21 protein-coding genes and 1 other RNA gene are annotated in these 21,613 nt (G+C 58.8%); 10 read left to right on the top strand and 12 right to left on the bottom strand.

The annotated features are described in order from the left end of the window. The 4 genes from BN1012_RS00410 to BN1012_RS00395 all read right to left on the bottom strand — a co-directional run. Positions 1-1,048 (bottom strand): microcin C ABC transporter permease YejB (locus BN1012_RS00410; RefSeq protein ID WP_043948066.1); only part of this gene is annotated, 1,048 nt, incomplete at its 3' end. 99 nt (positions 1,049-1,147) lie between these two features. Further along, positions 1,148-3,001, bottom strand: a complete 1,854-nt coding sequence (locus tag BN1012_RS00405; RefSeq protein WP_043948065.1) for an extracellular solute-binding protein — start codon at positions 2,999-3,001, stop codon at positions 1,148-1,150. Next, positions 2,998-4,872: an extracellular solute-binding protein gene (locus BN1012_RS00400; protein WP_043948064.1), complete on the bottom strand. Its 1,875-nt coding sequence runs from the start codon at positions 4,870-4,872 to the stop codon at positions 2,998-3,000. Before BN1012_RS00400 ends, BN1012_RS00405 begins: the two co-directional genes overlap by 4 nt. A 154-nt stretch (positions 4,873-5,026) precedes the next feature. Next, the gene (locus BN1012_RS00395; RefSeq protein ID WP_043948063.1) at positions 5,027-5,728 is read right to left on the bottom strand and encodes a c-type cytochrome; all 702 of its coding nucleotides are present in this window, start codon (positions 5,726-5,728) and stop codon (positions 5,027-5,029) included. Positions 5,729-6,025: 297 nt separating this feature from the next. Here BN1012_RS00395 and BN1012_RS00390 point away from each other — a divergent pair, with 297 nt between their 5' ends. Both BN1012_RS00390 and BN1012_RS00385 read left to right on the top strand, forming a co-directional pair. Further along, positions 6,026-6,808 carry a 3-deoxy-manno-octulosonate cytidylyltransferase gene (locus BN1012_RS00390; RefSeq protein WP_081826125.1) on the top strand — a complete coding sequence of 261 codons (783 nt, stop codon included), beginning with the start codon at positions 6,026-6,028 and terminating at the stop codon, positions 6,806-6,808. After that, positions 6,805-7,659, top strand: coding sequence for a prephenate dehydratase (locus BN1012_RS00385; protein ID WP_043948061.1), 855 nt, complete (start codon positions 6,805-6,807; stop codon positions 7,657-7,659). Before BN1012_RS00390 ends, BN1012_RS00385 begins: the two co-directional genes overlap by 4 nt. On the opposite strand, the gene nudC is transcribed toward BN1012_RS00385, so the two are convergent. Further along, positions 7,656-8,597, bottom strand: a complete 942-nt coding sequence (gene nudC / locus BN1012_RS00380; protein WP_043948060.1) for an NAD(+) diphosphatase — start codon at positions 8,595-8,597, stop codon at positions 7,656-7,658. The two genes, BN1012_RS00385 and nudC, sit on opposite strands and share 4 nt — an antisense overlap. 158 nt (positions 8,598-8,755) lie before the next feature. Between nudC and ffs the strand changes: the two genes are divergently transcribed. The 5 genes from ffs to BN1012_RS00360 all read left to right on the top strand — a co-directional run bounded on the left by ffs (position 8,756) and on the right by BN1012_RS00360 (position 12,342). Further along, positions 8,756-8,853, top strand: an RNA gene (gene ffs / locus BN1012_RS17220) — signal recognition particle sRNA small type. Between the two features lie 41 nt (positions 8,854-8,894). After that, entirely contained in the window at positions 8,895-10,820 is a 1,926-nt protein-coding gene (locus BN1012_RS00375; protein ID WP_244442920.1) for a DNA polymerase III subunit gamma/tau, read from the top strand. Continuing rightward, on the top strand, positions 10,820-11,137 hold the full coding sequence (locus BN1012_RS00370; RefSeq protein WP_043948059.1) for a YbaB/EbfC family nucleoid-associated protein: 318 nt from the start codon (positions 10,820-10,822) through the stop codon (positions 11,135-11,137). Before BN1012_RS00375 ends, BN1012_RS00370 begins: the two co-directional genes overlap by 1 nt. Positions 11,138-11,152: 15 nt before the next feature. Then, positions 11,153-11,758 carry a recombination mediator RecR gene (gene recR, locus BN1012_RS00365; protein WP_043948058.1) on the top strand — a complete coding sequence of 202 codons (606 nt, stop codon included), beginning with the start codon at positions 11,153-11,155 and terminating at the stop codon, positions 11,756-11,758. 23 nt (positions 11,759-11,781) lie between these two features. Further along, positions 11,782-12,342, top strand: a complete 561-nt coding sequence (locus tag BN1012_RS00360) for a pyridoxamine 5'-phosphate oxidase family protein (protein ID WP_043948057.1) — start codon at positions 11,782-11,784, stop codon at positions 12,340-12,342. 62 nt (positions 12,343-12,404) lie between these two features. Here BN1012_RS00360 and BN1012_RS00355 read toward each other — a convergent pair whose 3' ends face one another. Both BN1012_RS00355 and BN1012_RS00350 read right to left on the bottom strand, forming a co-directional pair. Next, complete coding sequence (locus BN1012_RS00355) at positions 12,405-13,748, bottom strand: alanine/glycine:cation symporter family protein (protein ID WP_043948056.1); 1,344 nt, start codon at positions 13,746-13,748, stop codon at positions 12,405-12,407. Positions 13,749-13,751: 3 nt separating this feature from the next. Further along, complete coding sequence (locus tag BN1012_RS00350; protein ID WP_043948055.1) at positions 13,752-14,891, bottom strand: DNA recombination protein RmuC; 1,140 nt, start codon at positions 14,889-14,891, stop codon at positions 13,752-13,754. A 104-nt stretch (positions 14,892-14,995) separates the two neighbouring features. Here BN1012_RS00350 and def point away from each other — a divergent pair, with 104 nt between their 5' ends. Genes def through truA form a run of 3 tightly spaced genes read left to right on the top strand, consistent with a single transcriptional unit; the run spans position 14,996 to position 17,220 of the window. Then, positions 14,996-15,514 carry a peptide deformylase gene (gene def, locus BN1012_RS00345; RefSeq protein WP_043948054.1) on the top strand — a complete coding sequence of 173 codons (519 nt, stop codon included), beginning with the start codon at positions 14,996-14,998 and terminating at the stop codon, positions 15,512-15,514. Positions 15,515-15,553: 39 nt separating this feature from the next. Further along, positions 15,554-16,480: a methionyl-tRNA formyltransferase gene (fmt, locus tag BN1012_RS00340; protein ID WP_043950436.1), complete on the top strand. Its 927-nt coding sequence runs from the start codon at positions 15,554-15,556 to the stop codon at positions 16,478-16,480. Then, positions 16,477-17,220 (top strand): tRNA pseudouridine(38-40) synthase TruA, encoded by a 744-nt coding sequence (gene truA / locus BN1012_RS00335; RefSeq protein ID WP_043948053.1) that lies wholly within the window; start codon positions 16,477-16,479, stop codon positions 17,218-17,220. The genes fmt and truA overlap by 4 nt, the downstream gene beginning before the upstream one ends. 3 nt (positions 17,221-17,223) lie before the next feature. Here the strand turns inward: truA and murI are convergent, their stop codons facing one another. From murI to BN1012_RS00310, 5 genes are all read right to left on the bottom strand, one after another. After that, positions 17,224-18,033: a glutamate racemase gene (gene murI, locus BN1012_RS00330; protein WP_043948052.1), complete on the bottom strand. Its 810-nt coding sequence runs from the start codon at positions 18,031-18,033 to the stop codon at positions 17,224-17,226. Between the two features lie 2 nt (positions 18,034-18,035). Continuing rightward, positions 18,036-18,638 (bottom strand): hypothetical protein, encoded by a 603-nt coding sequence (locus tag BN1012_RS00325; RefSeq protein WP_043948051.1) that lies wholly within the window; start codon positions 18,636-18,638, stop codon positions 18,036-18,038. A gap of 2 nt (positions 18,639-18,640) precedes the next feature. After that, positions 18,641-19,849 (bottom strand): succinyl-diaminopimelate desuccinylase, encoded by a 1,209-nt coding sequence (gene dapE, locus BN1012_RS00320; protein WP_043948050.1) that lies wholly within the window; start codon positions 19,847-19,849, stop codon positions 18,641-18,643. Further along, complete coding sequence (gene dapD, locus BN1012_RS00315; protein ID WP_043948049.1) at positions 19,850-20,695, bottom strand: 2,3,4,5-tetrahydropyridine-2,6-dicarboxylate N-succinyltransferase; 846 nt, start codon at positions 20,693-20,695, stop codon at positions 19,850-19,852. A 136-nt stretch (positions 20,696-20,831) separates the two neighbouring features. Then, a complete protein-coding gene (locus BN1012_RS00310; protein WP_043948048.1) occupies positions 20,832-21,539 on the bottom strand; it encodes a pyrimidine 5'-nucleotidase in 708 nt (235 codons plus the stop codon). Positions 21,540-21,613: the final 74 nt, after the last annotated feature.

Genomic DNA, 21,613 nt, shown 5'->3' with positions numbered 1-21,613 from the left:
GCAGGCTCACAAGCAGGCCGATGAGGCCGAAGATATAGAGCGTGGCGAACACCACCGCGTAGTCGCGATTGACGATGGACTCAAAGCCCAGAAGGCCCAAACCATCCAATGAGAACACTGTCTCGATCAACAAGGAGCCGGTAAAGAACGCACCAATGAAGGCCCCGGGGAAGCCTGCGATCACGATGAGCATGGCGTTGCGGAAGACGTGACCGTAGAGCACCTGCTTTTCAGCCAGTCCCTTGGCGCGGGCCGTCACCACATAGTGTTTCTTGATTTCATCCAGGAAGGAATTCTTGGTCAGCAGCGTGGTCGTCGCAAAGCCGGCCAATACCATGGACGTGACCGGCAGGATGATGTGCCAGAGATAGTCGGTGACTTTTCCAAACAAGGAGAGCTCGTCGAAATTGTCGGATGTGAGCCCTCTTAAGGGAAACAGGTCGAAATAGCTGCCGCCGGCAAACACCACGATCAGCAGCACGGCGAGCAGGAAGCCGGGTACGGCGTAGCCGACAATGATCACTGCAGATGTCCACACATCAAATGGCGTGCCATCGCGCACGGCCTTTGCGACCCCCAGGGGAATGGACACGCCATAGGCAATGAACATCGTCCACAGGCCAAGCGAAATGGAGACGGGCAGCTTTTCAGCGATCAGGTCGAGAACTTTGACGTCCCTGAAGTAGCTCTCACCAAAGTCAAAGCGCACATAGTCCCAGACCATGTTGGCAAATCGTACGTGTACGGGCTTATCGAAGCCGAACTGGCGCTCGAGATCGGCGATGAACTCCGGGTCCAAGCCTTGGGCACCACGGTATTTGGCTGTCGCGCCAGCATCGCCGCCGGCTGACTGGGCACCGGCACCCAGGTCACCACCAGGAGATCCACCGATGCGGGCTGTGGCGGACACGTCATTGCCCTGAAGCTGCGCAATGATGCGCTCAATCGGCCCACCGGGAGCAAACTGCACAATCGCAAAGGCCACAAGCAGGATGCCGAGAATGGTCGGCACCATGAGCAGCAGTCGTCTGATGATATAGGCAGCCATCGGGCGGGGTTTTGAAATCCAGATCGGTGAAGACGGTTGAGTAGCCAATGCGGGCGAATCGCAGTGTGCCCGAATCAGCCATGGTCTGAAACATATTCCCTACTGGTTAAGGGCAGCTTCCTTTTCAGCATCGACCCACCAAAGTCGAATGACACCACGGTGGTATTTCGGCTTGATCTCGGGCTGCGCAAACTTGTCCCACACGGCCAGATTGTGCTCGGCCTTGTACCACTGGGGAATCCAGTAATGGCCAGCCCGCAGCACACGGTCCAGGGCACGGGCAGCCGTCACGAGATCCTCGCGAGACGTCGCCTCCGTCACCTTGTCGATCAGTGCATCAATGGCCGGGCTGGAGATACCTGCCAGATTGCGACTGCCCTCCTGCGCGGCTGCTTCAGAGCCCATGAAAGCACGAAGCTCAACACCAGGCGTTTCGCGCATGGAGAAGCGGCGGGTGATGATGTCAAAATCAAAATCCTTGAGCCGCTCTTCAAACTGGGCAGCATCCACGAGACGGATCTTGGCGTCGATTCCCAACAGAGCCAGATTTTTGATCAAGGGCTGCAGGACGCGCTCAAAGGTCGGCGTATCGCTTAGGAACTCGAGTGTGAACGGCTCGTCAGATGCGTTCTTGAGAACACCGTCGCGCACTTCCCAGCCAGCATCGGCCAGCAGGTCTCGGGCGATCTTCAGCTGACGGCGGTCCTGCCCTGACGCGTTTGAGACCGGCGGCACGTAGGCCTTATCAAAGACACCATCGGGAATCTCGCCGCGGAAGGGCTCAAGCAGCGCCAGCTCGGCATCATCGGGCTTGCCGGTTGCCTTCATCTCTGAGTTTTCGAAATAACTCTGCGTCCGCTTGTAGAGATCGTGAAAGTGCTGGCGGTTGGTCCACTCGAAGTCAAACGCATGACTGAGGGCCTCACGCACAACCGGATCAGAAAGATGGGAGCGGCGCGTGTTGATGAACCAGCCTTGCGTTCCCGAGGGACGATCATCCGGCGTGGTGAGCTTCTTTACTCGCCCATCAACAAAAGCTGGAAACACATACTTTGTAGCCCAGAACCGCGAAGTAAACTCTTCGTGGAATGTATACTCTTGGGCCTTGAAGGCTTCGAAGGCGGCCGTTCGATCGCGAAAGTATTCAAACTGCACGGTTTCGAAGTTGAATCGACCTTTATTGACCGGCAGGTCTTTGCCCCAATACTCCGCATTCCGACGAAGAGAGATTGAGCGCCCCTGCCTAACGTCACTCACGACGTAAGGGCCACTGCCCAGCGGCGGCTCAAGAGTCGAAGCGGTGAAGTCATTCGTCGAATAGAATGCTTTGGAAAGGATGGGAAGGTCTGCAATTGAAATCGGCAAATCACGAACCTGATTGCCTTCAAATTCATAAAGTACGGTTCGATCATCGAGCGCGCTGGCCGACACAACATCACGCATGGCTGTAGTTATGTGTGGATGCCCGTCCGACTTCAGAAGATCAAACGTGAAAACAACATCCTCTGATGTGATTTTACTACCATCATGAAACGTTAAGTTGTCGCGTAGTCGGAAGGCTACAGACATGTTGTCAGGAGCGATGGCTGCGGCTTCAGCTGCCAAACCATACATGGCGTCTGGCTCATCCCATGCACGCGTCATAAGGGTATCGAAGTTCAGACGCATCCCATGTGCGCCCATCCCTTTGAGCACGAACAAGTTCAGGGTATCGAACGTCAGAAAGCCCTGGTTCATGTACGAACCCACCGGCAACAGCCGCAACTCGCCGCCCTTGGGTGCTTCGGGGTTGGCGTAGTCGAAATGCTCGAAGTCCGCCGGGTACTTCAGGTCACCAAAAATTGAAATGCCGTGGCGCCATTCGCCGCCATTGGGCGCGAGTTCTTCAGCCGCGGACGGCAATACGAAACCGATACTGACAGCGGCGGCCAGCAGACACGCACGCAGGTTCATTCGGATGCCTCGCTGGCTGATGTGCCTTCTGCCCGCTTGGCGGCAAAGCCCTCCTCGTACCACCACACGTCGGGGAAGCCCCCGGCAGCGGCAAAGGCCGGCAGTGTTTCAGGCAATCCGAACCGGTCCCACCGGGCCGTGCGCAGGGCACTCCACCATTGCGGCACCACGTAGTGGTTCCACAGGAGCACGCGATCCAGGGCGCGGGTTGCCGCAACCAGTGTTTCGCGGTCCGGCGCAAAGATGATGGCATCAATCAGTTTGTCGATAGCCGGATCCTTGATACCGATCGTGTTCCGGCTTCCCTGCCTGTCGGCACTGGCAGAGCCCCAGAAATCCCGCTGCTCATTGCCCGGCGACAGGGACTGCGCGAAACCGTCCACAGTCATGTCGAAATCAAACTCTTCAATGCGTGCCTGATACTGCGCTGTGTCGACAACGCGAAGACTGGCCTCAATGCCCAGACGCTTCAGGCTTTGCTTGTAGGGCAGCACCACGCGCTCAAAGGTCGGCGAGCGAAGCAGAAATTCAAGCTCCATCTTCTCGCCGGTTTCATTGTTGGTCAGGGCGCCATCCTGAATGGACCATCCGGCTTCCTGCAACAGGGCTGTCGCCTTACGCAGATTGGCACGCACGGCCCCTGTGTCTCCATTGACCGGGTTCTCATAGTCGGTGGTGAAGACCTCGTCCGGTATCTGGCCACGCAGGGGCTCAAGGATTTCGAGTTCCTTGGCGCTGGGCAGGCCTGTTGCTTCAAGCTCGGAGCCTTCAAAGAAAGAATCTGTACGCGCGTACTGACCAAAGAAGATGTTCTTGTTCATCCATTCAAAATCGAAAGCGAGATTGAAGGCCTGCCGCACGCGCGGATCACTGAACTTCTCGCGGCGGAGATTGAAGATGAAGGCCTGCATAGGCGAGGCCTGATTGGTCTTGAACGTCTGCAGGACCACGCGGCCATCGGTTACAGCCGGGAAGTCATATTCCGTTGCCCACCGCTTGGCGCTGTTCTCCAAACGGAAATCATAACGATCACCCTTGAAGGCTTCGACCATGGCAGTTTCGTCGAGATAGTATTCGATGACGAGGCGGTCGAAATTGTGCTTGCCTCGATTGACGGGCAGATCCTTGCCCCAATAGTCCGCAACCCTCTCCAGAACAATTCGTCGACCGGGATCCACATCGGCAATCTTGTAGGGGCCGGACCCGACAGGCGGGGTCAGTGTGGACGACGAAATGTCTCGGCCGTCCGAACCGTCCCAGTAGTGCTCCGGCAACACGTAGAGCTGACCCATGATGAGCGGCAGTTCGCGGTTGCCTTTTTCATCGAACTCAAAGCGGACGCGATGGTCTCCCAGAGCTTCAGCCTTGCTCACATTCTTGTAGTAGGACGCAAAATGGGGGTGGTTTGCAGTCAGTGAGTTGAGGCTGAAAATCACGTCGCTTGACGTCAATGGCTCACCGTCATGCCAGCGCGCCGTTTCATGCAGCTCAAATTCAACCCAGCTGAAATCGTCCGGATACGTCACAGATTTGGCGAGCAGGCCATATTCCGCACTCGGCTCATCCATGGAGTCGGCCATCAGCTGGTCATAGATGGCGGTCACGGCACCAGGCTTCCCCTTGATGACGAAGGGGTTGAGGCTGTCGAACGTACCGAATGCCGCTTGCCGGAGACGCCCGCCCTTGGGTGCGTCCGGATTCACATACTCAAAATGGGTGTAATCATCCGCGTATTTGGGTTCGCCAATCAGCGACAGGCCATTGGTCGTTATCGTTTCCTGAGCAAGCGCTGCACTAGGAACCGCCAGCAGCAATGCTGTCAGCGAGAGATTTGTGATGGCCTGTTTTGCAGCGAGGGGCCATGTGAGCATGTCTTTGAACCCGAATTGTTGGACGAATAAGTCAGTCGACACACACATTGTGACGAAACTGCGCCAGATATGCGAGAGGCGGACCCTCGACAAAGGATCCGCCTCTTCAAATTTCAGTGTTGTTACAGGCAGTTAATGTTGCCTGACCCCTCAGCTACTGAGCTGTTTCGGTGTTTGGACGGCCGTTGCGCTCGGGCTCATCGCCGCCACCTGAAGATGCCGCAGGGGCCGCTTCTTCGACAGGAGCGGCTTCTCCGGCTGCAGGTGCACCTTCCGCAGCAGCTGCTTCTTCAACTGGTGCTGCTTCCGGGACAGCCGGCTTGGCAAATGGTGTCGGTGCCTGTTCTGCGAGATAGACCATGATGGCAGCCCGATCTTCAGGCTTGTTGAGGCCTGCGAAGGACATGATGGTGCCGGGGATGTAGTCGCTTGGCTTCTTCAGGAACGCATTCATGGAGTCCCACGTCCACTGGCCCGGCGAACTGGCCATAGCTGCTGAATAGTTGAAGTTGTCCAGATGGGCCTTCTTGCCGCCCATGACGTTCCAAAGATTTGGGCCGATCTTGTTGTCGCCGCCATCATCAAATGAGTGGCAGGCAACGCAGCGGCGCGCCACGCGCTCACCGCGGTCTGCCGTTGCAACGGCAATCAATGCCTCAATCGGCTGCTCAATGGGTGCTTCTGCAGCGCCTGCGCCGGCTCCGCCTTCTTCCTCGACGCCCTCGACGATGTAAGCCTGTTGCTCGGGCTCGGTGGGCGCATAAAGCGATGGGACCAGGAACATGCCAACGCCCAGCAGTATCAGGAGCGATGCCAGAACGGCGCCTGCAACCTTGTTGAATTCAAAACTGTCCATGATGCTGCGTGTCCGGTGTTATTTTGTGTGACGTATGAGGCGCGTGACGCTCAGGCGGGAATCAGAGCCGCATTGGGAGAAATGTACACTTCCCGAGCGGTGAGCCGCAGACTACCCGTTTCCGGTTTTGCCGGGCAAGACGTATAAGCGCCGGAAATACGGGTCAGATGCGCACATTTGGCCAATCGCGCTCCCAAAAGCGCGGCGAAGCGTCGCATTAGGTGCTTCCATGGTGCGTGTCCGCCCCTATTCTGCCATTTGCCGCCCTGCTTTCCATTCCAGAACGTTGCCAAGTTCATGACCTCCACATCTATGCCACTGCGCCCCCTCCTGGTGATCCCGGCCCGGATGGCTGCGGCCCGACTGCCCGGAAAGCCACTGGCTGACATCGCCGGCAAGCCGATGATCGTGCGGGTCTGGGAGATCGCCCGCGACTGGGCCGCCAAGCATAAGGGGGCACAGGTTCTGGTGGCTGCCGGGGATCAGGAGATCGTGGACGCCGTGAAGTCCGCCGGCGGTGACGCCGTCATGACCGACCCGGACCTGCCGTCGGGCACAGACCGGTGCTGGGCAGCCGCGGAAACGCTGGACCCGGACCAAAAATTCAATGTGGTAGTCAATCTTCAGGGTGATCAGCCGGTGTTTGATGCAGACATTCTCACCGCCGTGTTGACGCCCCTGAGCAATCCCGAGGTGGACATCGCGACGCTCGCCTCCGTCATCATTGATGAGCACGAGCGCGATAATCCGAACGTCGTCAAACTGGTGCCGAGTTTCCCAGACCCCGGCACACCCATTGCGCGGGCGCTATACTTCACGCGCGCGACAGCGCCGACCGGAGACGGGCCGCTTTATCACCATGTGGGCATTTATGCGTTCCGGCGAGACGCCCTGAAGCGTTTCGTGGCGCTTGCCCCGTCACCACTGGAAATCCGCGAGAAGCTGGAACAGCTGCGCGCCCTTGAACATGGTATGCGTATGGATGCAGCCATCGTTCCTCAGGGCACCCGCATCGGTGTGGACAGTCCGGAGGACCTTGAGCGGGTCCGGGCCTATTTCAACAACGAGAACAAGTCATGAGCGCCGAAAACACGATCGTCTATCAGGGCGAACCGGGAGCCAACTCACAGATCGCCTGTCAGCAGGTGTATCCGGACATAACGCCACGGGCGTGCGCGACCTTTGAAGAAGCGTTCGCGGCCATCAGCGACGGTGAAGCGCGGCTGGGCATGATCCCGATCGAGAACTCGCTTGCCGGGCGCGTTGCGGACATTCATCACCTGATGCCGGAGTCCGGTCTCTACATCATCGGCGAGCACTTCCTGCGCATCCGCTTCGCGCTGATGGCCCCCAAGGGGGCCAAGCTTGAAAACATCAAGACCGCACAAAGCCATGTGATGGCCCTGGGACAGTGCCGCAAGACCATGAACGCGCTTGGCATTCTTGGTCAGGTGGCTGCCGACACGGCTGGCTCTGCTCGCGAAGTCGCAGAGCTTGGCGACGTCACCCATGCCGCGCTGGCCACACCGGAAGCCGCTGACATTTATGGCCTTGATATTCTCAAGACGGACATGGAAGACGCGGACCACAACACGACGCGTTTTGTCATCATGGCAGCAGAACCTGATGATGCGACACCGGAAGAAGAACCGGTGATCACAAGCTTCATTTTCCGTGTACGGAATGTCCCTGCCGCGCTCTACAAGGCTATGGGCGGTTTTGCCACCAACGGCGTCAACATGACGAAGCTGGAAAGCTACCAGGTTGCCGGCTCCTTCAACGCCACGCAGTTCTACGCGGACATTGAAGGGCACCCTGATCGCCGCAATGTCAGGCTGGCACTGGAAGAGCTGCAGTTCTTCTGCAGCGAGCTCAAGATTCTGGGCATCTATCCGGCGAGTGAGTATCGCGCCGAAATTGCCGGCACCTAGCCTTCAGCGACCCAGCTCTTGATGAGCTGATGCGCGATGGCGAAAGGTGGCGGCACCCAGAAGCCCTTGTCTTCGCCTGCCAGTACGGCCCGCAAATCATCGCGGGAGAACCAGCGGGCTTCATCAAGTTCGACGCCGTCGACGGTGATTTCTTCGGTCTCGGCTTCGCAGTGACAGCCGATCATCAGCTGTGAGGGATACGGCCAAGGCTGCGTTGAGTGGTAGCGCACATTGTGAACAGCAACGCCTGCTTCTTCCATCATCTCACGGGCCACCGCTTCTTCAATCGATTCGCCGGGCTCAATGAAGCCTGCGAGTGACGAGAACATGCCCTTGGGGAACATGGGCTGGCGGCCAAGCAATGCCATGTCGCCGCGCGTGGCCAGCATGATGGCAACCGGGTCTGTACGCGGGAAATGCTCGGCGCCGCATTCCGGGCAGACGCGCTTGTAGCCCGCTTCCGCCATGCGGCTGGGGTGACCACAGGCGGAGCAGTATCCATGGCGCAGATGCCAGTCGATCATGCTCTTGCCCTGCGCCATGATGGCCAACTCACCGGATGTGATTTCGCCCTTCATCGCGAGGCCGCGCAGGTCCTCGAATTCGCCCATGCCCTTGAGAGGACCGTTTTCGGGGTTTTCTCCGAAGGTCACATCCGTGGCGAAGAGAGCCCGGCCGCGCTTGTTGATGCCCAGAAGCACAGTTGTGGAGGCCGGATTCATCAGGGGCTTCACCATTTCAGGTGGCATCCACGCAATGTCCTTGCCTTCGCTGGGCGCTGCTTCGGGCAACACGAAGGGCATCAATTTGTAGAAAGGCACATACCGGCTTTCCGGGTCCTCCATCTTGCCTTTCAGCCACTCATCATCGGTGCGCTTGTCGCTGACACGGTCGAGAGGGTTGTTGGCAAAGATATTAGGATTGGGTTCAAGCGCCATTTTCGGCCTCTTCTTGGATTGAATGCGTCTGTTTCGGGCGGAAACCTGCCACGGCTGGGAATTGCGGGCAAACTTTCCAAGTCGCAGAGTGGATTGCGCCCCAATTTGCTCCGCGACGGCTTGCCTAAAGGGGCCCCCAATCTGATATAGTGCCTTCGGGAGGTTGGCGGCGGACAGGTCCACTCGCCAACCCGGTCAGATCCGGAAGGAAGCAGCCGTAACGAATTCGACCTGGGTCGTTTGTCCAGCCTCCCACCTTCATTTCACCGCCGATATGCCGGAGTACCGCGCGATCTCATGACGGCTCCATCCGACACAGGGCCTGGCGACACAGATTCAGGTGCTCCTGAAGAAGATGCCCCCAATCTGGGCATGACGGCGGATGACGCGGGATTTGATCTCATGGGCGGCGAGGCGAAAGAGCCCGCCAAACCTTCTGAATATCAGGTGCTGGCACGCAAATACCGCCCCCAAACCTTTGATGATCTCGTCGGCCAGGAAGCCATGGTGCGTACGCTGGGCAATGCCTTTGCGACCAACCGTATTGCCCACGCCTTCATTCTCACCGGCGTCCGCGGTATCGGCAAAACCACCACCGCCCGCATTCTTGCGCGCGCGCTCAACTATGATGGCGACGGCATTGATGGTCCGACCATCGACATGCCCAAGCTTGGCATCAACTGTCAGGAGATCATGGATTCGCGCCATCAGGACGTGATGGAGATGGACGCCGCGTCGCGCACCGGCATCGGCGACATCCGCGAGATCATTGAAAGCGTCCGCTATGCGCCAACGTCAGCGCGCTACAAGGTCTACATCATCGACGAAGTGCACATGCTGTCGAACGCGGCATTCAACGGGCTGCTGAAGACGCTTGAAGAACCGCCTGCGCATGTGAAGTTCATTTTTGCGACGACGGAAATTCGCAAGGTGCCCGTCACGGTGCTGTCTCGTTGTCAGCGGTTTGATCTGCGGCGGCTGGATACAGATGCCATGAGCGCGCATCTGGCGAATATTGCGGGCAAGGAAGGTGTGAGTGTCGACGAGGGTGCTCTGGCGCTTATCGGCCGCGCGGCTGAAGGCTCCGTGCGCGACGGGCTGTCGCTGCTGGATCAGGCCATAGCGCATGGTACGCAAGGCGAAACGATTTCTGCTGACGGCGTGCGGGCCATGCTGGGCCTGGCGGACCGTGGCCGTGTGTTTGACCTGTTCGAGCATGTGATGAAGGGCGATGTGGCAACCGCTCTGACTGAGCTCGCAGCGCAGTACCATGATGGGGCAGACCCGGCTGTTGTCATATCGGACATGGCAGAGCTCACTCACTGGCTCACGCGATTGAAACTGGTCGAGAAGGCCGCTGACGACAAGACCGTGTCCGACATGGATCGCACACGCGGGCTTGAGATGGTTGCCAAGCTCTCCGTCAAATCATTGGCGCGCACTTGGCAGATGCTTCTCAAGGGGCTGGGCGAAGTGGAACGGGCGCCATGGCCCCTTGCAGCGGCTGAGATGGTGCTGGTCCGCCTTGCCTATGCGGCAGACCTTCCAACGCCCGAAGAACTCATCAAGAAGCTGCAGAACACGCCAGCACCGGCTGCGGGCACAGCGCCATCTTCGGGTGCGCCTGCGAGTGGTGGTGGCAGTTCAGCTGCCATATCGGCGGGCGCGTCTTCCGGGCCGGTTCGTTCGGTACCGTCGGCGCCACAGTCGGGACCAACCATGGCGCAGGCAGCGCCTGCGATGGACACCGCCCCCGCCATTCAACTGCAGCGGTTTGAAGACGTCGTCGCGATGGCGGAACAAAAACGCGACGTGATGCTGCAAAACGCCCTTGAGCATGATGTTCAGCTCGTTAATTTTGCACCGGGACGCATCGAACTTGCTGTTCTGCGCGGCAGCGGCGACATCATTCAGGAGCTGTCACGCAAGCTTTCCTCATGGACAAACGAACGCTGGTTTGTGACGCAGGCCAAGCGCGACGCCGAGCCTGTTCAGCCGACAATCGGCGAAACCAAGAAGAACGCCCGTGAGGCCCAGATGCAGGCGATCCGGCAGGAGCCGCTTGTGAAGGCTGCGCTGGAAGCCTTTCCCGGGGCTGAAATTGTTGAAGTCCGAGACCTTGGTGCAGATGCTGCGGCCGAGGCGGCCGATACGCCGGCACCTGTCGAGAGCGATGACGATGTCATGGATGACGATGCGCCGAATACAGAGGATTTTATCTGATGAAGAACCTCACCGGTCTGATGAAGCAGGCCCAGGAAATTCAGGCCCGTATGGGCGAGATGCAGGAGCGCGTGGCGGCTCTTGAAGTAGAAGGCACATCCGGCGCCGGTCTTGTGACCGTCACACTTCGCGGCAAGGGCGAACTCAAAGGCGTCAAGATTGACCCGAGCCTGATGGTTGCAGACGAAGTTGAAATTCTTGAAGACCTGCTGGTTGCCGCCCACGCTGACGCCAAGGCGCGGCTGGATGACAAATTGCAGGAAGAGATGAAGTCGGTCACGGGCGGCATGCCATTGCCACCGGGCTTTTCTCTTTAAGGCTTTTGTCGACGTATGGCAGGGCACTCCGCAGGAACTGAAATTGAGCAGCTGATTCAGCTGCTCGCGCGCTTGCCGGGGCTCGGCCCTCGATCAGCACGCCGGGCAGCACTGCAGCTGCTTTCCAAAAAAGAAACGCTGATGCGGCCTTTGGCGGATGCGATCAGCGAAGCTGCGGACCATGTGCTGACCTGCACGACCTGCGGCAATCTTGATACTCAGGACCCCTGTTCGATCTGCGTTGACACACGGCGGGATGCCGGCGTGATCTGCGTTGTGGAGCATGTTGCAGATTTGTGGGCGCTTGAACGCGCGGGTGCAAACTCCGGTCAATATCATGTGCTTGGCGGCACGCTGTCTGCGCTTGATGGTGTCGGGCCAGATGATCTCAATATCGCAGGCCTTGTGAACCGCACCATGAGCGGCGACATCAAGGAAGTGGTGCTTGCAGTCAATGCCACCGTTGATGGGCAGGCCACCGCTCATTACATCATGGATCAGTTGGAAGGGTCTGGCGCGAATGTCAGCCAGGTGGCCCACGGCGTACCTGTTGGCGGCGAGCTGGACTATCTGGATGACGGCACACTGGCCGCAGCCATGAAGGCGCGGCGACCTTTCTAAGACACCTATTCAGGAACACCAAGATGGCGCAGCAATACGACAAGCTCGACGAACGGCTGCACAAAATGATTGCCGCGCAGCATATCTTCTTCACGGCAACGGCTGCCGAAGGCACGCGCATCAATATCTCACCGCGCAGTACAGAGTGGTTTCGCGCGATTGATGACCACACCGCTCTTTACCTGGACCAGACCGGCAGCGGCAATGAAACGGCTGCTCATCTGCCAGCCGATGGACGGATGACGATCATGATGTGCTCGTTTGATGCAGCACCCATGATCCTTCGGCTCTATGGCAAGGGGGATGTGATCCCGTACACGCATGCAGACTACGCGACCCTCAAGACAAACTACTTCGATGGTAGGGAGCCTGCCGGTGCGCGGCAGATCGTCCGCCTGCGGTTTGATCTGGTGCAAACGTCGTGCGGCTATGGCGTTCCACACTTCGCCTATGAAAGCGAGCGGGACACGCTGACCAAGTGGGCCCAGGACAGGTCGCCTGACGACATGCGTGCCTACCGTGCCAAGAAGAACGCCAAGAGCATTGACGGTCTGCCAACCTGGGCAGCCAGCGAGGCGGAATAAAAACGGGCGGGCACCCCATGTTGCCCGCCCGCTTCAATGTCGCGTCAGATGCAATCTGACTTCTATCGGTTGTCCCAGTATTCCTTGGTCTTCGCAAAGATCATCGGTCCAAGGATCAAGAGGCCAATCAGGTTCGGGATCGCCATCATTGCGTTGAGGGTGTCGGCGATGAGCCAGATGAGGCCCAGGTCAAACAGGGCGCCGACCGGGATGGCCAGAATCCACAAGAGCCGATACGGCCAGATTGCCTTTTCGCCAAGCAGATACTGAACGCTGCGTTCGCCGTAATAGCTCCAGCCCAGCACTGTTGTGAAGGCAAAGACCGCCAATGCCACAGCTACAATCTCCGCGCCCAATGGCAGCGCAGATGCAAAGCCCGCACTGGTGAGCGCGGCTCCGGTTTCACCTGACGTCCACAGGCCCGAAGTGATGATCACCAGGCCCGTCATGGTGCAAACAATGATCGTATCGATGAATGTCCCCAGCATGGCAACATGGCCCTGCGTGACGGGGCTGTCCGTCTTCGCCGCCGCATGAGCGATAGCTGCGGAACCAAGGCCTGCTTCGTTGGAGAACACTCCACGCGCAACGCCAAAGCGGATGGCGGCTGCAACGGCGGCACCAGCAAAACCACCCACGGCGGCGACTGGTTCAAAGGCATATTTGAAAATAAGTCCGAACGCCTCAGGGATGGCTGACGCATTGATGACCAGAATGACGGCGGCTGCGCCGACATACAGAATGATCATCAAGGGCACCAGCGCGCCGGCCACATCGGCAATACGCTTGATGCCGCCGATGAGAACCAGGCCAACACCCACCATCATCACCAGACCGGTGACAAGAGGCTCAACGCCAAAGCTTGATTCAAGAGCATGGGCGACGGAGTTGGACTGCACGCCATTGCCAATGCCGAAAGCGGCGATCGCTGCAAAGAGCGCAAAGGCAAACGCCAGAATTTTACCAATGGCCGGGAAGCGCGCGCCGACACCATCCCGCAGGTAATACATGGGACCACCCACATGCATGCCGCGGCCATCAACTTCGCGATAACTCACCGCCGCTACGGCTTCCGCATATTTGGTTGCCATGCCGATCAGGGCGATGACCCACATGTAAAACAGTGCGCCGGGGCCACCCAGGAAGATGGCGGTTGCCACGCCAGCGATGTTACCGGTGCCAACCGTTGCCGCCAAGGCTGTTGCCAATGCCTTTTGCGGAGGGATGTCGCCATCGCCCAATCGTTGCGGCGACATGAGCAAGCCGAACGCATGAAACAGTTTCCGAAGTGGCATGAACAAGAGGCCTGCCATCAGAAAAATGCCTGTTGCTGCAATCAGCACAAGCATCGGCACGCCCCAGACGATTGAATTCACATCGCCAACAAGTGTTGCCAAAGTCTCCATGTCTTATTCCCCCGCTAAAAGATCGCGCTGCCCTTCCGACGGCACGAGTGGACCCGTATCTTCTTCGCCAATCTCCAGACCGACGATGCGCTCCCCACGCTTCGTGATCTTATCTGCAGAAACACTGACCTGACGAATGTCTTCTTGCGCCTGACCAAAATGGCGCGACAGTTTGGACACCCTGTCATCAAGACGCGTCACGTCCGTCAGCATCTTCTCGACTTCTGCCTGGATCAAATGCGCCTGTTCGCGCATCTGGGCGTCTTTCAGAATGGCGCGCACTGTGTTGAGCGTTGCCATCAAGGTGGTGGGCGACACGATCCAGACTTTTGCCTTGAAGCTTGCTTCAACGGTTGCCGGGAAATTCGCGTGCAGCTCCGCATAGACCGCTTCTGACGGCAGGAACATCAGGGCCGAGTCCGCAGTTTCGCCGGGAATGATGTATTTGGCCGAGATATCGTTCACATGCTTGAGCATGCTATCGCGAAAGAAGCGCTTGGCCTTGGTGCTTTCATCCTCGGTCTTGGCATCGACCAGCGCGCGATAGGATTCGAGAGGAAACTTCGAATCGACCGCGATCGAGCCGGGCGGATTTGGCAGTTTGATAACGCAGTCCGCCCGCGCCCTGTTCGACAGGGTTTCCTGAAAGGCATAGGCGGATGGCGGCAGCGCAGCGGTGACCAGATCCTGCAGCTGTATTTCACCAAAGGCGCCGCGGGCCTGCTTGTTGGCCAGGATATCCTGCAAACCCACCATCTGGCCGGACAGTTCTCCGAGCTTCTTCTGAGCCTCATCAATGAGCGCCAGCCGGGTGTGCAATTGCGTGAGGGTTTCACCGGTTTTCTTGGTGTTGTCTTCCAGGCCATCGCCTAGACGTTTGGACACATGGTCCAGACGCTCATTCAGGGTGCGGGACAGCTCTGCTTCGCGCTTGGCCTGAGCATCCGACATGGCTGCCAACCGACCGGACAGCTGAGACTGGGCATCCATCAGGCTCGCCAGGGCCTTTTCCTGGGCTTCTGCCGCTCTTTCTGCCCGTTCCTGAGCGGCGGTATCCACGGGTTTTCGCATCACAAATGCCACGATGCCTGCCCCTGCAAGGGCGGCCAGAACGGCGGCAGCAATGACGAAAACCATATCCATGGGCAAAAACCCTAGAAAACCTGAGAGAATCGGCGCTTATGGCGGACAGTATACCCATCACTGGCAAGTTGACGCGGCATGTCTGCTCGCTTATCTGACCGGTTATGGCCATACGCAAGATCATTACCGCACCCGATCCGCTCCTCAAGCAGGTCTCTGAACCCGTCGAAAAGGTGGATGATGAGATCCGCGCGCTGATGGATGACATGCTGGACACCATGTATGACGCGCCAGGCATCGGCCTTGCCGCCATCCAGATCGGTGTGCCCAAGCGGGTGATCGTGATTGATATCTCGCGCGACGATGCACCGGCGGAGCCGATGTATTTCGCCAATCCGGAAATCATCGAAAAGGCGGATGAGACAGCGCCCTACGAAGAAGGCTGTTTGTCAGTGCCGGAGCTTTACGAAGAGGTAGAGCGGCCGGCCACATGCCGCCTGCGCTATTTGGACTACCAGAACGAATTGCGCGAGATCGACTGCGACGGCCTGCTTGCCACCTGCATCCAGCATGAAATGGATCATCTGGAGGGCATACTCTTCATTGACCATCTGTCGCGCATGAAACGCTCCATGATGCTGAAGAAGCTGCAGAAGGCGAAAAAACTCGCTGCCACCGCCTAGTTGTCACACGAACAAAGAAGACCGGAGACCGGCATGACGCTGCGCATCGCCTTTATGGGTACGCCGGATTTTTCTGTCCCTGCGCTGTCGGAGTTGATTGCAGCCGGACATGACGTTGTCGCGGTTTACTCGCAGCCCCCACGCAAGTCCGGCCGGGGCATGACCCAGACGCCGACACCTGTGCATGCCTTTGCGGAAGCACACGGCATTGAAGTGCGCACACCTGAAAAACTGAAGAGCCCGGAAGAGCACCAGGCATTCCGCGATCTTGATCTCGATGTGGCTATTGTGGCCGCCTACGGGCTGATCCTCCCACAGGCCATTCTGGACGCCCCGAGGCTTGGGTGTCTGAACATCCATGCTTCCCTGTTGCCACGCTGGCGGGGGGCGGCCCCTATACAACGGGCCATCATGGCCGGGGACAATGAAACCGGCGTTGCCATCATGCAGATGGAAGCAGGGCTTGATACGGGGCCTGTCCTGCTGGCTGAGCGCACCCAGATTGGACCCACAGAAACGGCGGGCGAGTTGCACGATCGGCTGTCGCTTATTGGCGCAGGTCTGATGGTGCGGGCGCTGGCAGCGCTTGAGCGCGATTCACTCGCGTCCACGCCGCAGCCCGATGACGGCGTTACCTATGCCGCAAAGATCGACAAGGCTGAGGCCCGCATTGACTGGACACGGTCTGCGCGGGAACTGGACTGTCACATCCGCGGCCTCGCGCCCTTTCCCGGGGCCTGGTGCGAAATGGCAAAAGAAGGCAAGCCACAGCGCGTTAAAATTCTGCGCGCTGAGCCCGTGGCGCGCTCAGGGACCGCCGGCACGGCCCTTGATGACGCCCTGACCATTGCCTGCGGCGATGGTGCCTTGAAACTTCATCAGGTGCAGCGGGCGGGCAAGGGCGTTCAGCAGGCGGACGAATTTTTGCGTGGTTTTCCCGTGCCAGCCGGAACGGTCCTGTCGTGACGCAGCGCTACAAGCTCACCATTGAATATGACGGCACGCCCTTTGTTGGCTGGCAGAAACAGGACAATGGGCGCGGCGTGCAGGACGCCATTGCCGATGCCATTCTAGGCTTCTGCGGCGAGCACGTGACAGTTGCCGGGGCCGGACGGACGGACACCGGCGTCCATGCCTTGGGGCAGGTTGCGCATATCGACATTGAGCGAGAAACCGATGCTGACACGGTGCGAGATGCGATCAACTTCCATCTCAAGCCTCAGCCGATCTCCATACTTCTCGCTGAGGCCGTCAGCCCAGATTTCGACGCACGGTTCTCAGCCGTCAAACGTCACTACCTCTACCGCATCATCAATCGACGCGCGCCGCTGACGGTTGATCGGCACCGGGCATGGCAGGTGCCCGTGCCGCTTGATGCACAGCTCATGGACGAGGCCGCTCAACAACTGGTCGGGAAGCATGACTTTACGACCTTCCGTGCGGCCCAGTGCCAGGCTGCCTCTCCCGTCAAGACGCTGGATGCGCTTGATGTACGGCGGGAGGGCGAGGCGATTGTCATCACCGCGCGGGCTCGGTCGTTCCTGCATAACCAGATCAGGTCCTTTGCCGGCACACTGAAGTCCGTCGGCGAAGGCAAGATGAGTGTGCGGGATGTTCGTGCGGCCCTGGAAGCGCGGGACCGTTCGAAATGCGGACCGGTTGCGCCCCCCGATGGGCTCTACCTGATGAAGGTCGACTACGACTGAGGCTTAGAGGTCGATGATCTCGATGGCCTGTTCGTCGATTTCTGCGCCAAAGAAAATTCGGCCCACGCGCGCAAACCGTTCGGCCCCATCCGTAGCGAGGAACTTCACAGTACCTTTTTGATCAACTGGTGCTGAGGTGTCGCCCAGCGCGCTGGCAACAGCCTGAGCAGTTGTGGTTGCAGAATCCACCATGGCCACACCTTGCGGTAGTTCTGCGCGGATGGCGTCAGACAAAACCGGGAAATGCGTACAGCCAAGGACCAGGGTGTCGGGGCTGGTCTCTCCGGCGAACAGGGGATGTAGGTAGGTACGCGCGGCCTCACGGGTGGCGGCTGATGACGTCCAGCCCTCTTCTGCAAGAGCCACAAATACCGTGGCGGCTGCCTGGGTTACCTGTGCGTCGGGTGCGCGATCATGAATAGCTTTTGGGTAGGCCTCGCCGCGCACGGTTCCTTCAGTGGCAATGATCGCGATGCAGCCGGACCGGCTTGCAGCGATTGCAGCCTCCGCACCGGGTTCGACCACACCGATCACGGGCACGGGCGCAAATTTTTCAGCCAGCAGCGGTGTGCCCACCGCACTTGCCGTGTTGCACGCAATGACGAGGAGCTTGATGTCGCGAGCAATCAGCGCATCTGCCGCCTGTGTTGCATATCGCACGACCGTATCTGCACTCTTGGTCCCGTAGGGAAGGCGCGCGGTATCGCCGAGATAGACCAGGTCTTCATTTGGTAAAAGGTCGTGGATCGCCTTGAGCACGGTGATGCCGCCAACACCACTGTCAAACACACCGATCGGGCGCGGATCACTCATGGCTATAGCGGCCCGATGATCGCATACTCAATGGCCGAACTGATGAACAGGCTCAGGACCACATCAAGCGCAACAAATCCAATAGCCGTTCCTATGGGTGCACCCAGAACTTCGCGGGCGAGCAGGAACCGATACCAGACGACCGCAAGTACAAGTCCAAAGTTCACCAGCACCGCCATCGCAATCGGAAAAACGCCCAGCAGGTACAGCACGAAGTTGGGCACCATCACCAGTGAGATCGCCAGTGAAGACCAGTTGTAAACGATGATGTAGGGCGACACGCGCTGCCCCACGCTGAAGAGCGGAGCGATGAAGAGAATGGCTATGGGATAGGCAAACCACTCGATCCCCAACGTGGCCAGGTTTGAAATCAACAGATCCCCGTAGCCCGGCGGCGTGCCGGTGATCTGGTCACGCATCTCGAACAGCATGCGGGTTTCCGCAGCCGACACGATGAAGTAGAGCGGCACCAGAAAAATGACGACAGCGAAGGATCGCCAGAAGGCATCTGCCGACAAGTCAAAAAACCGGCTTGCATCAGGATCACGCCTGGCAATGGCAACAGAGCCTTCAATCGCGCGAAGCGCTTCAGAGAGGCTCGGCATGACTATGGCCGCCCTTGCCGCTCAGCGGCAAAGTCCGATGCTTTGGCGAAATAGCCCTCTACGACTGTTGCGTACACCGCAGCCAGCATTTCGACGTCCTGCACCGCTACGCGTTCGTCCACCTTGTGCATTGTCTCGCCCACAAGGCCGAATTCCAGCACCGGGCAATGGTTCTTGATGAACCGGGCGTCAGATGTGCCGCCGGTAGTGGACAGCTCCGGCCTCCGGCCAACGACGCTCTCCACTGACTTTGCCACCAGCTCCACAAAAGGTCCTGGCTGCGTGACGAAGCTTTCACCGGAAATCTTTGCGGACACTGAAATGGTGGCACCGCGCGCCTCGGCGATGTCGGCAACCGTCTTTTCAACAAGCTCAATCAGGCTGGCCCCGGTATGCGTGTCGTTGAACCGGATGTTGATGCGGGCGCGCGCCGTTGCGGGAATGACGTTGGTTGCGTCGTTGGCAACATCGATGGTCGTGATCTCAAGATTGGAGGGCTGGAAATGCTCAGTCCCCTGATCAAGCTCAAGCGCGTCGAGAGCCGCCAACGCCGCCACAAGGTGGGGAACCGGATTGTCTGCCAGATGGGGATAGGCCACATGGCCCTGCTTGCCCTGCGTCGTGATGACCATATTGACGCTGCCACGACGGCCAATCTTGATCATTTCGCCCAGCTCATGGGGGTTGCTCGGTTCACCTACAATGCAGTGATCAATCTGTTCGTCGTGACGCTCGAGCCAGTCCAGCATCTTGATCGTGCCATTGACCGCCGGGCCTTCTTCGTCGCCGGTAATCAAGAAGCTGATGGACCCTGCGTCGGTGCCATTGGCAGCAATGTGGTTTGCGGCAGCAGCAGCAAAAGAAGCGATGGAGCCCTTCATGTCGGAGGCACCGCGGCCCCACAGTACACCGTCTTCGACTTTGCCTTCGAACGGTCCAACCTGCCAGTCACGTGCGTTGCCGGTCGGCACAACGTCGGTGTGTCCGGCAAAGCAAAGGTGGGGTGCCGTTGTCCCGATGCGCGCGTAGAGATTGTCCACACGATCTTCACCGGGTTCCTCGAACGGCAGCCTGTGGCAAGTGAAGCCGAGGGCCGCCAGACGCGTCTCCAACAGATCAAGCGCACCACCTTCTGCGGGTGTCACGCTTGGGCAGCGGATCAGCTCAGCGGCGAAGGCGACGGGGTCAATACTGGTGGAGGTGTCTGTCACTTAGTCTCGCAGCAATTCGTTGATCGAGGTCTTGGAGCGGGTCTGGGCATCAACGCGCTTGACGATGACGGCACAATAAAGGCTCGGGCCGGGTGTTCCATCCGGCAGCGGCTTGCCGGGCAGTGAGCCGGGGACGACTACGGAATAGGCCGGAACTTCGCCCATGAAGATTTCGCCCGTCGCGCGGTCGATGATCTTGGTGGATTGGCCAAGGAACACGCCCATGGACAGGACCGAGCCTTCGCGGACAATGACACCTTCTGCTACTTCCGACCGGGCGCCGATGAAGCAATTGTCTTCGATGACAACAGGGTTTGCCTGCAACGGCTCAAGCACACCGCCGATGCCGGCACCGCCTGAGATGTGAACGTCCTTGCCGATTTGAGCACACGATCCGACCGTGGCCCATGTATCCACCATGGTGCCGCTATCCACGTAAGCGCCAAGATTGACGAAAGACGGCATAAGAACCACACCCGGCGCAATGTAAGCAGAACGGCGCACGATGCAGTTCGGCACGGCGCGGAAGCCGGCAGAACGCCACTGATTGTCGCCCCAGCCTTCAAATTTGCTGGGCACCTTGTCCCACCATGTTGTGCTATCGCCCGGACCGCCTTCAATCGGCGCCATGTCGTTCAGCCGGAATGACAGGAGAACGGCTTTCTTGGCCCATTCGTTGACCTTCCAGTTGTCACCGTCCTTTTCCGCGACGCGCACTTCACCGGAATCCAACGCGCCCAGGGCTGTATCCACCGCATCGCGAACCTCGCCCGTGGTGGATGTGGTCACGCTGTCGCGATTGTCGAATGCGGTTTCAATTGTGGCGGCGAGGTCAGCAAAGCTCATTTTTGTCTCTTGTCGGTCTGGAAGTCTGGTTGAAATCTGATCGGTTGACGATTTGAGGCGCACGATAGCCTCAGCCCCTCACCAGTCAACAAGATTAGCTCCGGCAAATGGCCGCTATTGACACTTCAGCCTTGCGCTAGAGCGTGTCGAGGAAACCCACCAGGTCATCTGTCACATGGTGGACGTGCTCACCATCCTTGCCGTGGTGGGCTTTTTCTGTGGCCCAGTCCTCATGGGTCTGAATCCAGACCGTGCGCATGCCCAGTTGGTGCGGCACCTCCAGATTGCGGGCGATGTCCTCAAACATCGCAGCCCGCCCTGCATCCGCACGAGAGTGGCCCAGAAAATGGGTAAATGCACCCGGGTGCGGTTTGGGGACGAAATTGCAGGCCGCAATGTCAATTATCCCGTCAAAGCGGTCCAGCACGCCGAGTTTTCCCGCCACATTCTCGGCGTGCTTATGAGAGCCATTGGTAAAAATGAAACGCTTGCCCGGCAAACGCGCCAAGGCTGCGTCCAGCGCCTCACTAGGGTCCACTACCGCCAGGTCAATGTCGTGCACGTAGTCAAGGAAAGGCCCCGGGGCCATCCCGTGCTCAGACATCAGGCCGGCCAGTGTTGTCCCATGCTCCACATAGAATTTCTTTTGAATGCGGCGGGCCTCGACGCGGTCAACATCCAGCTCATTGGCAATGAACGACCCCATACGCTCATCAATCTGTGCAAACAGGTTGCACTGGGCGGGATAAAGCGTGTTGTCGAGGTCGAAAATCCAGGTATCCACGTGGTCAAACTGTGGATGCCGGATCGGCGTGTGTGCGGCATTTTCCAGGCTGTCTGTCATGCATCGAAATGTGGGCCGATGCCCCCTGATTGGCAACTGTGATGGGCGGATAACTGCCATTTGCGGTGTGTTCG

The sequence above is a fragment of the Candidatus Phaeomarinobacter ectocarpi genome (assembly GCF_000689395.1).
In the GTDB taxonomy this organism is placed as follows: domain Bacteria; phylum Pseudomonadota; class Alphaproteobacteria; order CGMCC-115125; family CGMCC-115125; genus Pyruvatibacter; species Pyruvatibacter ectocarpi.
The sequence above is the reverse complement of the archived record's forward strand: the minus strand, read 5'-3'. Positions and strand labels throughout refer to the sequence as shown.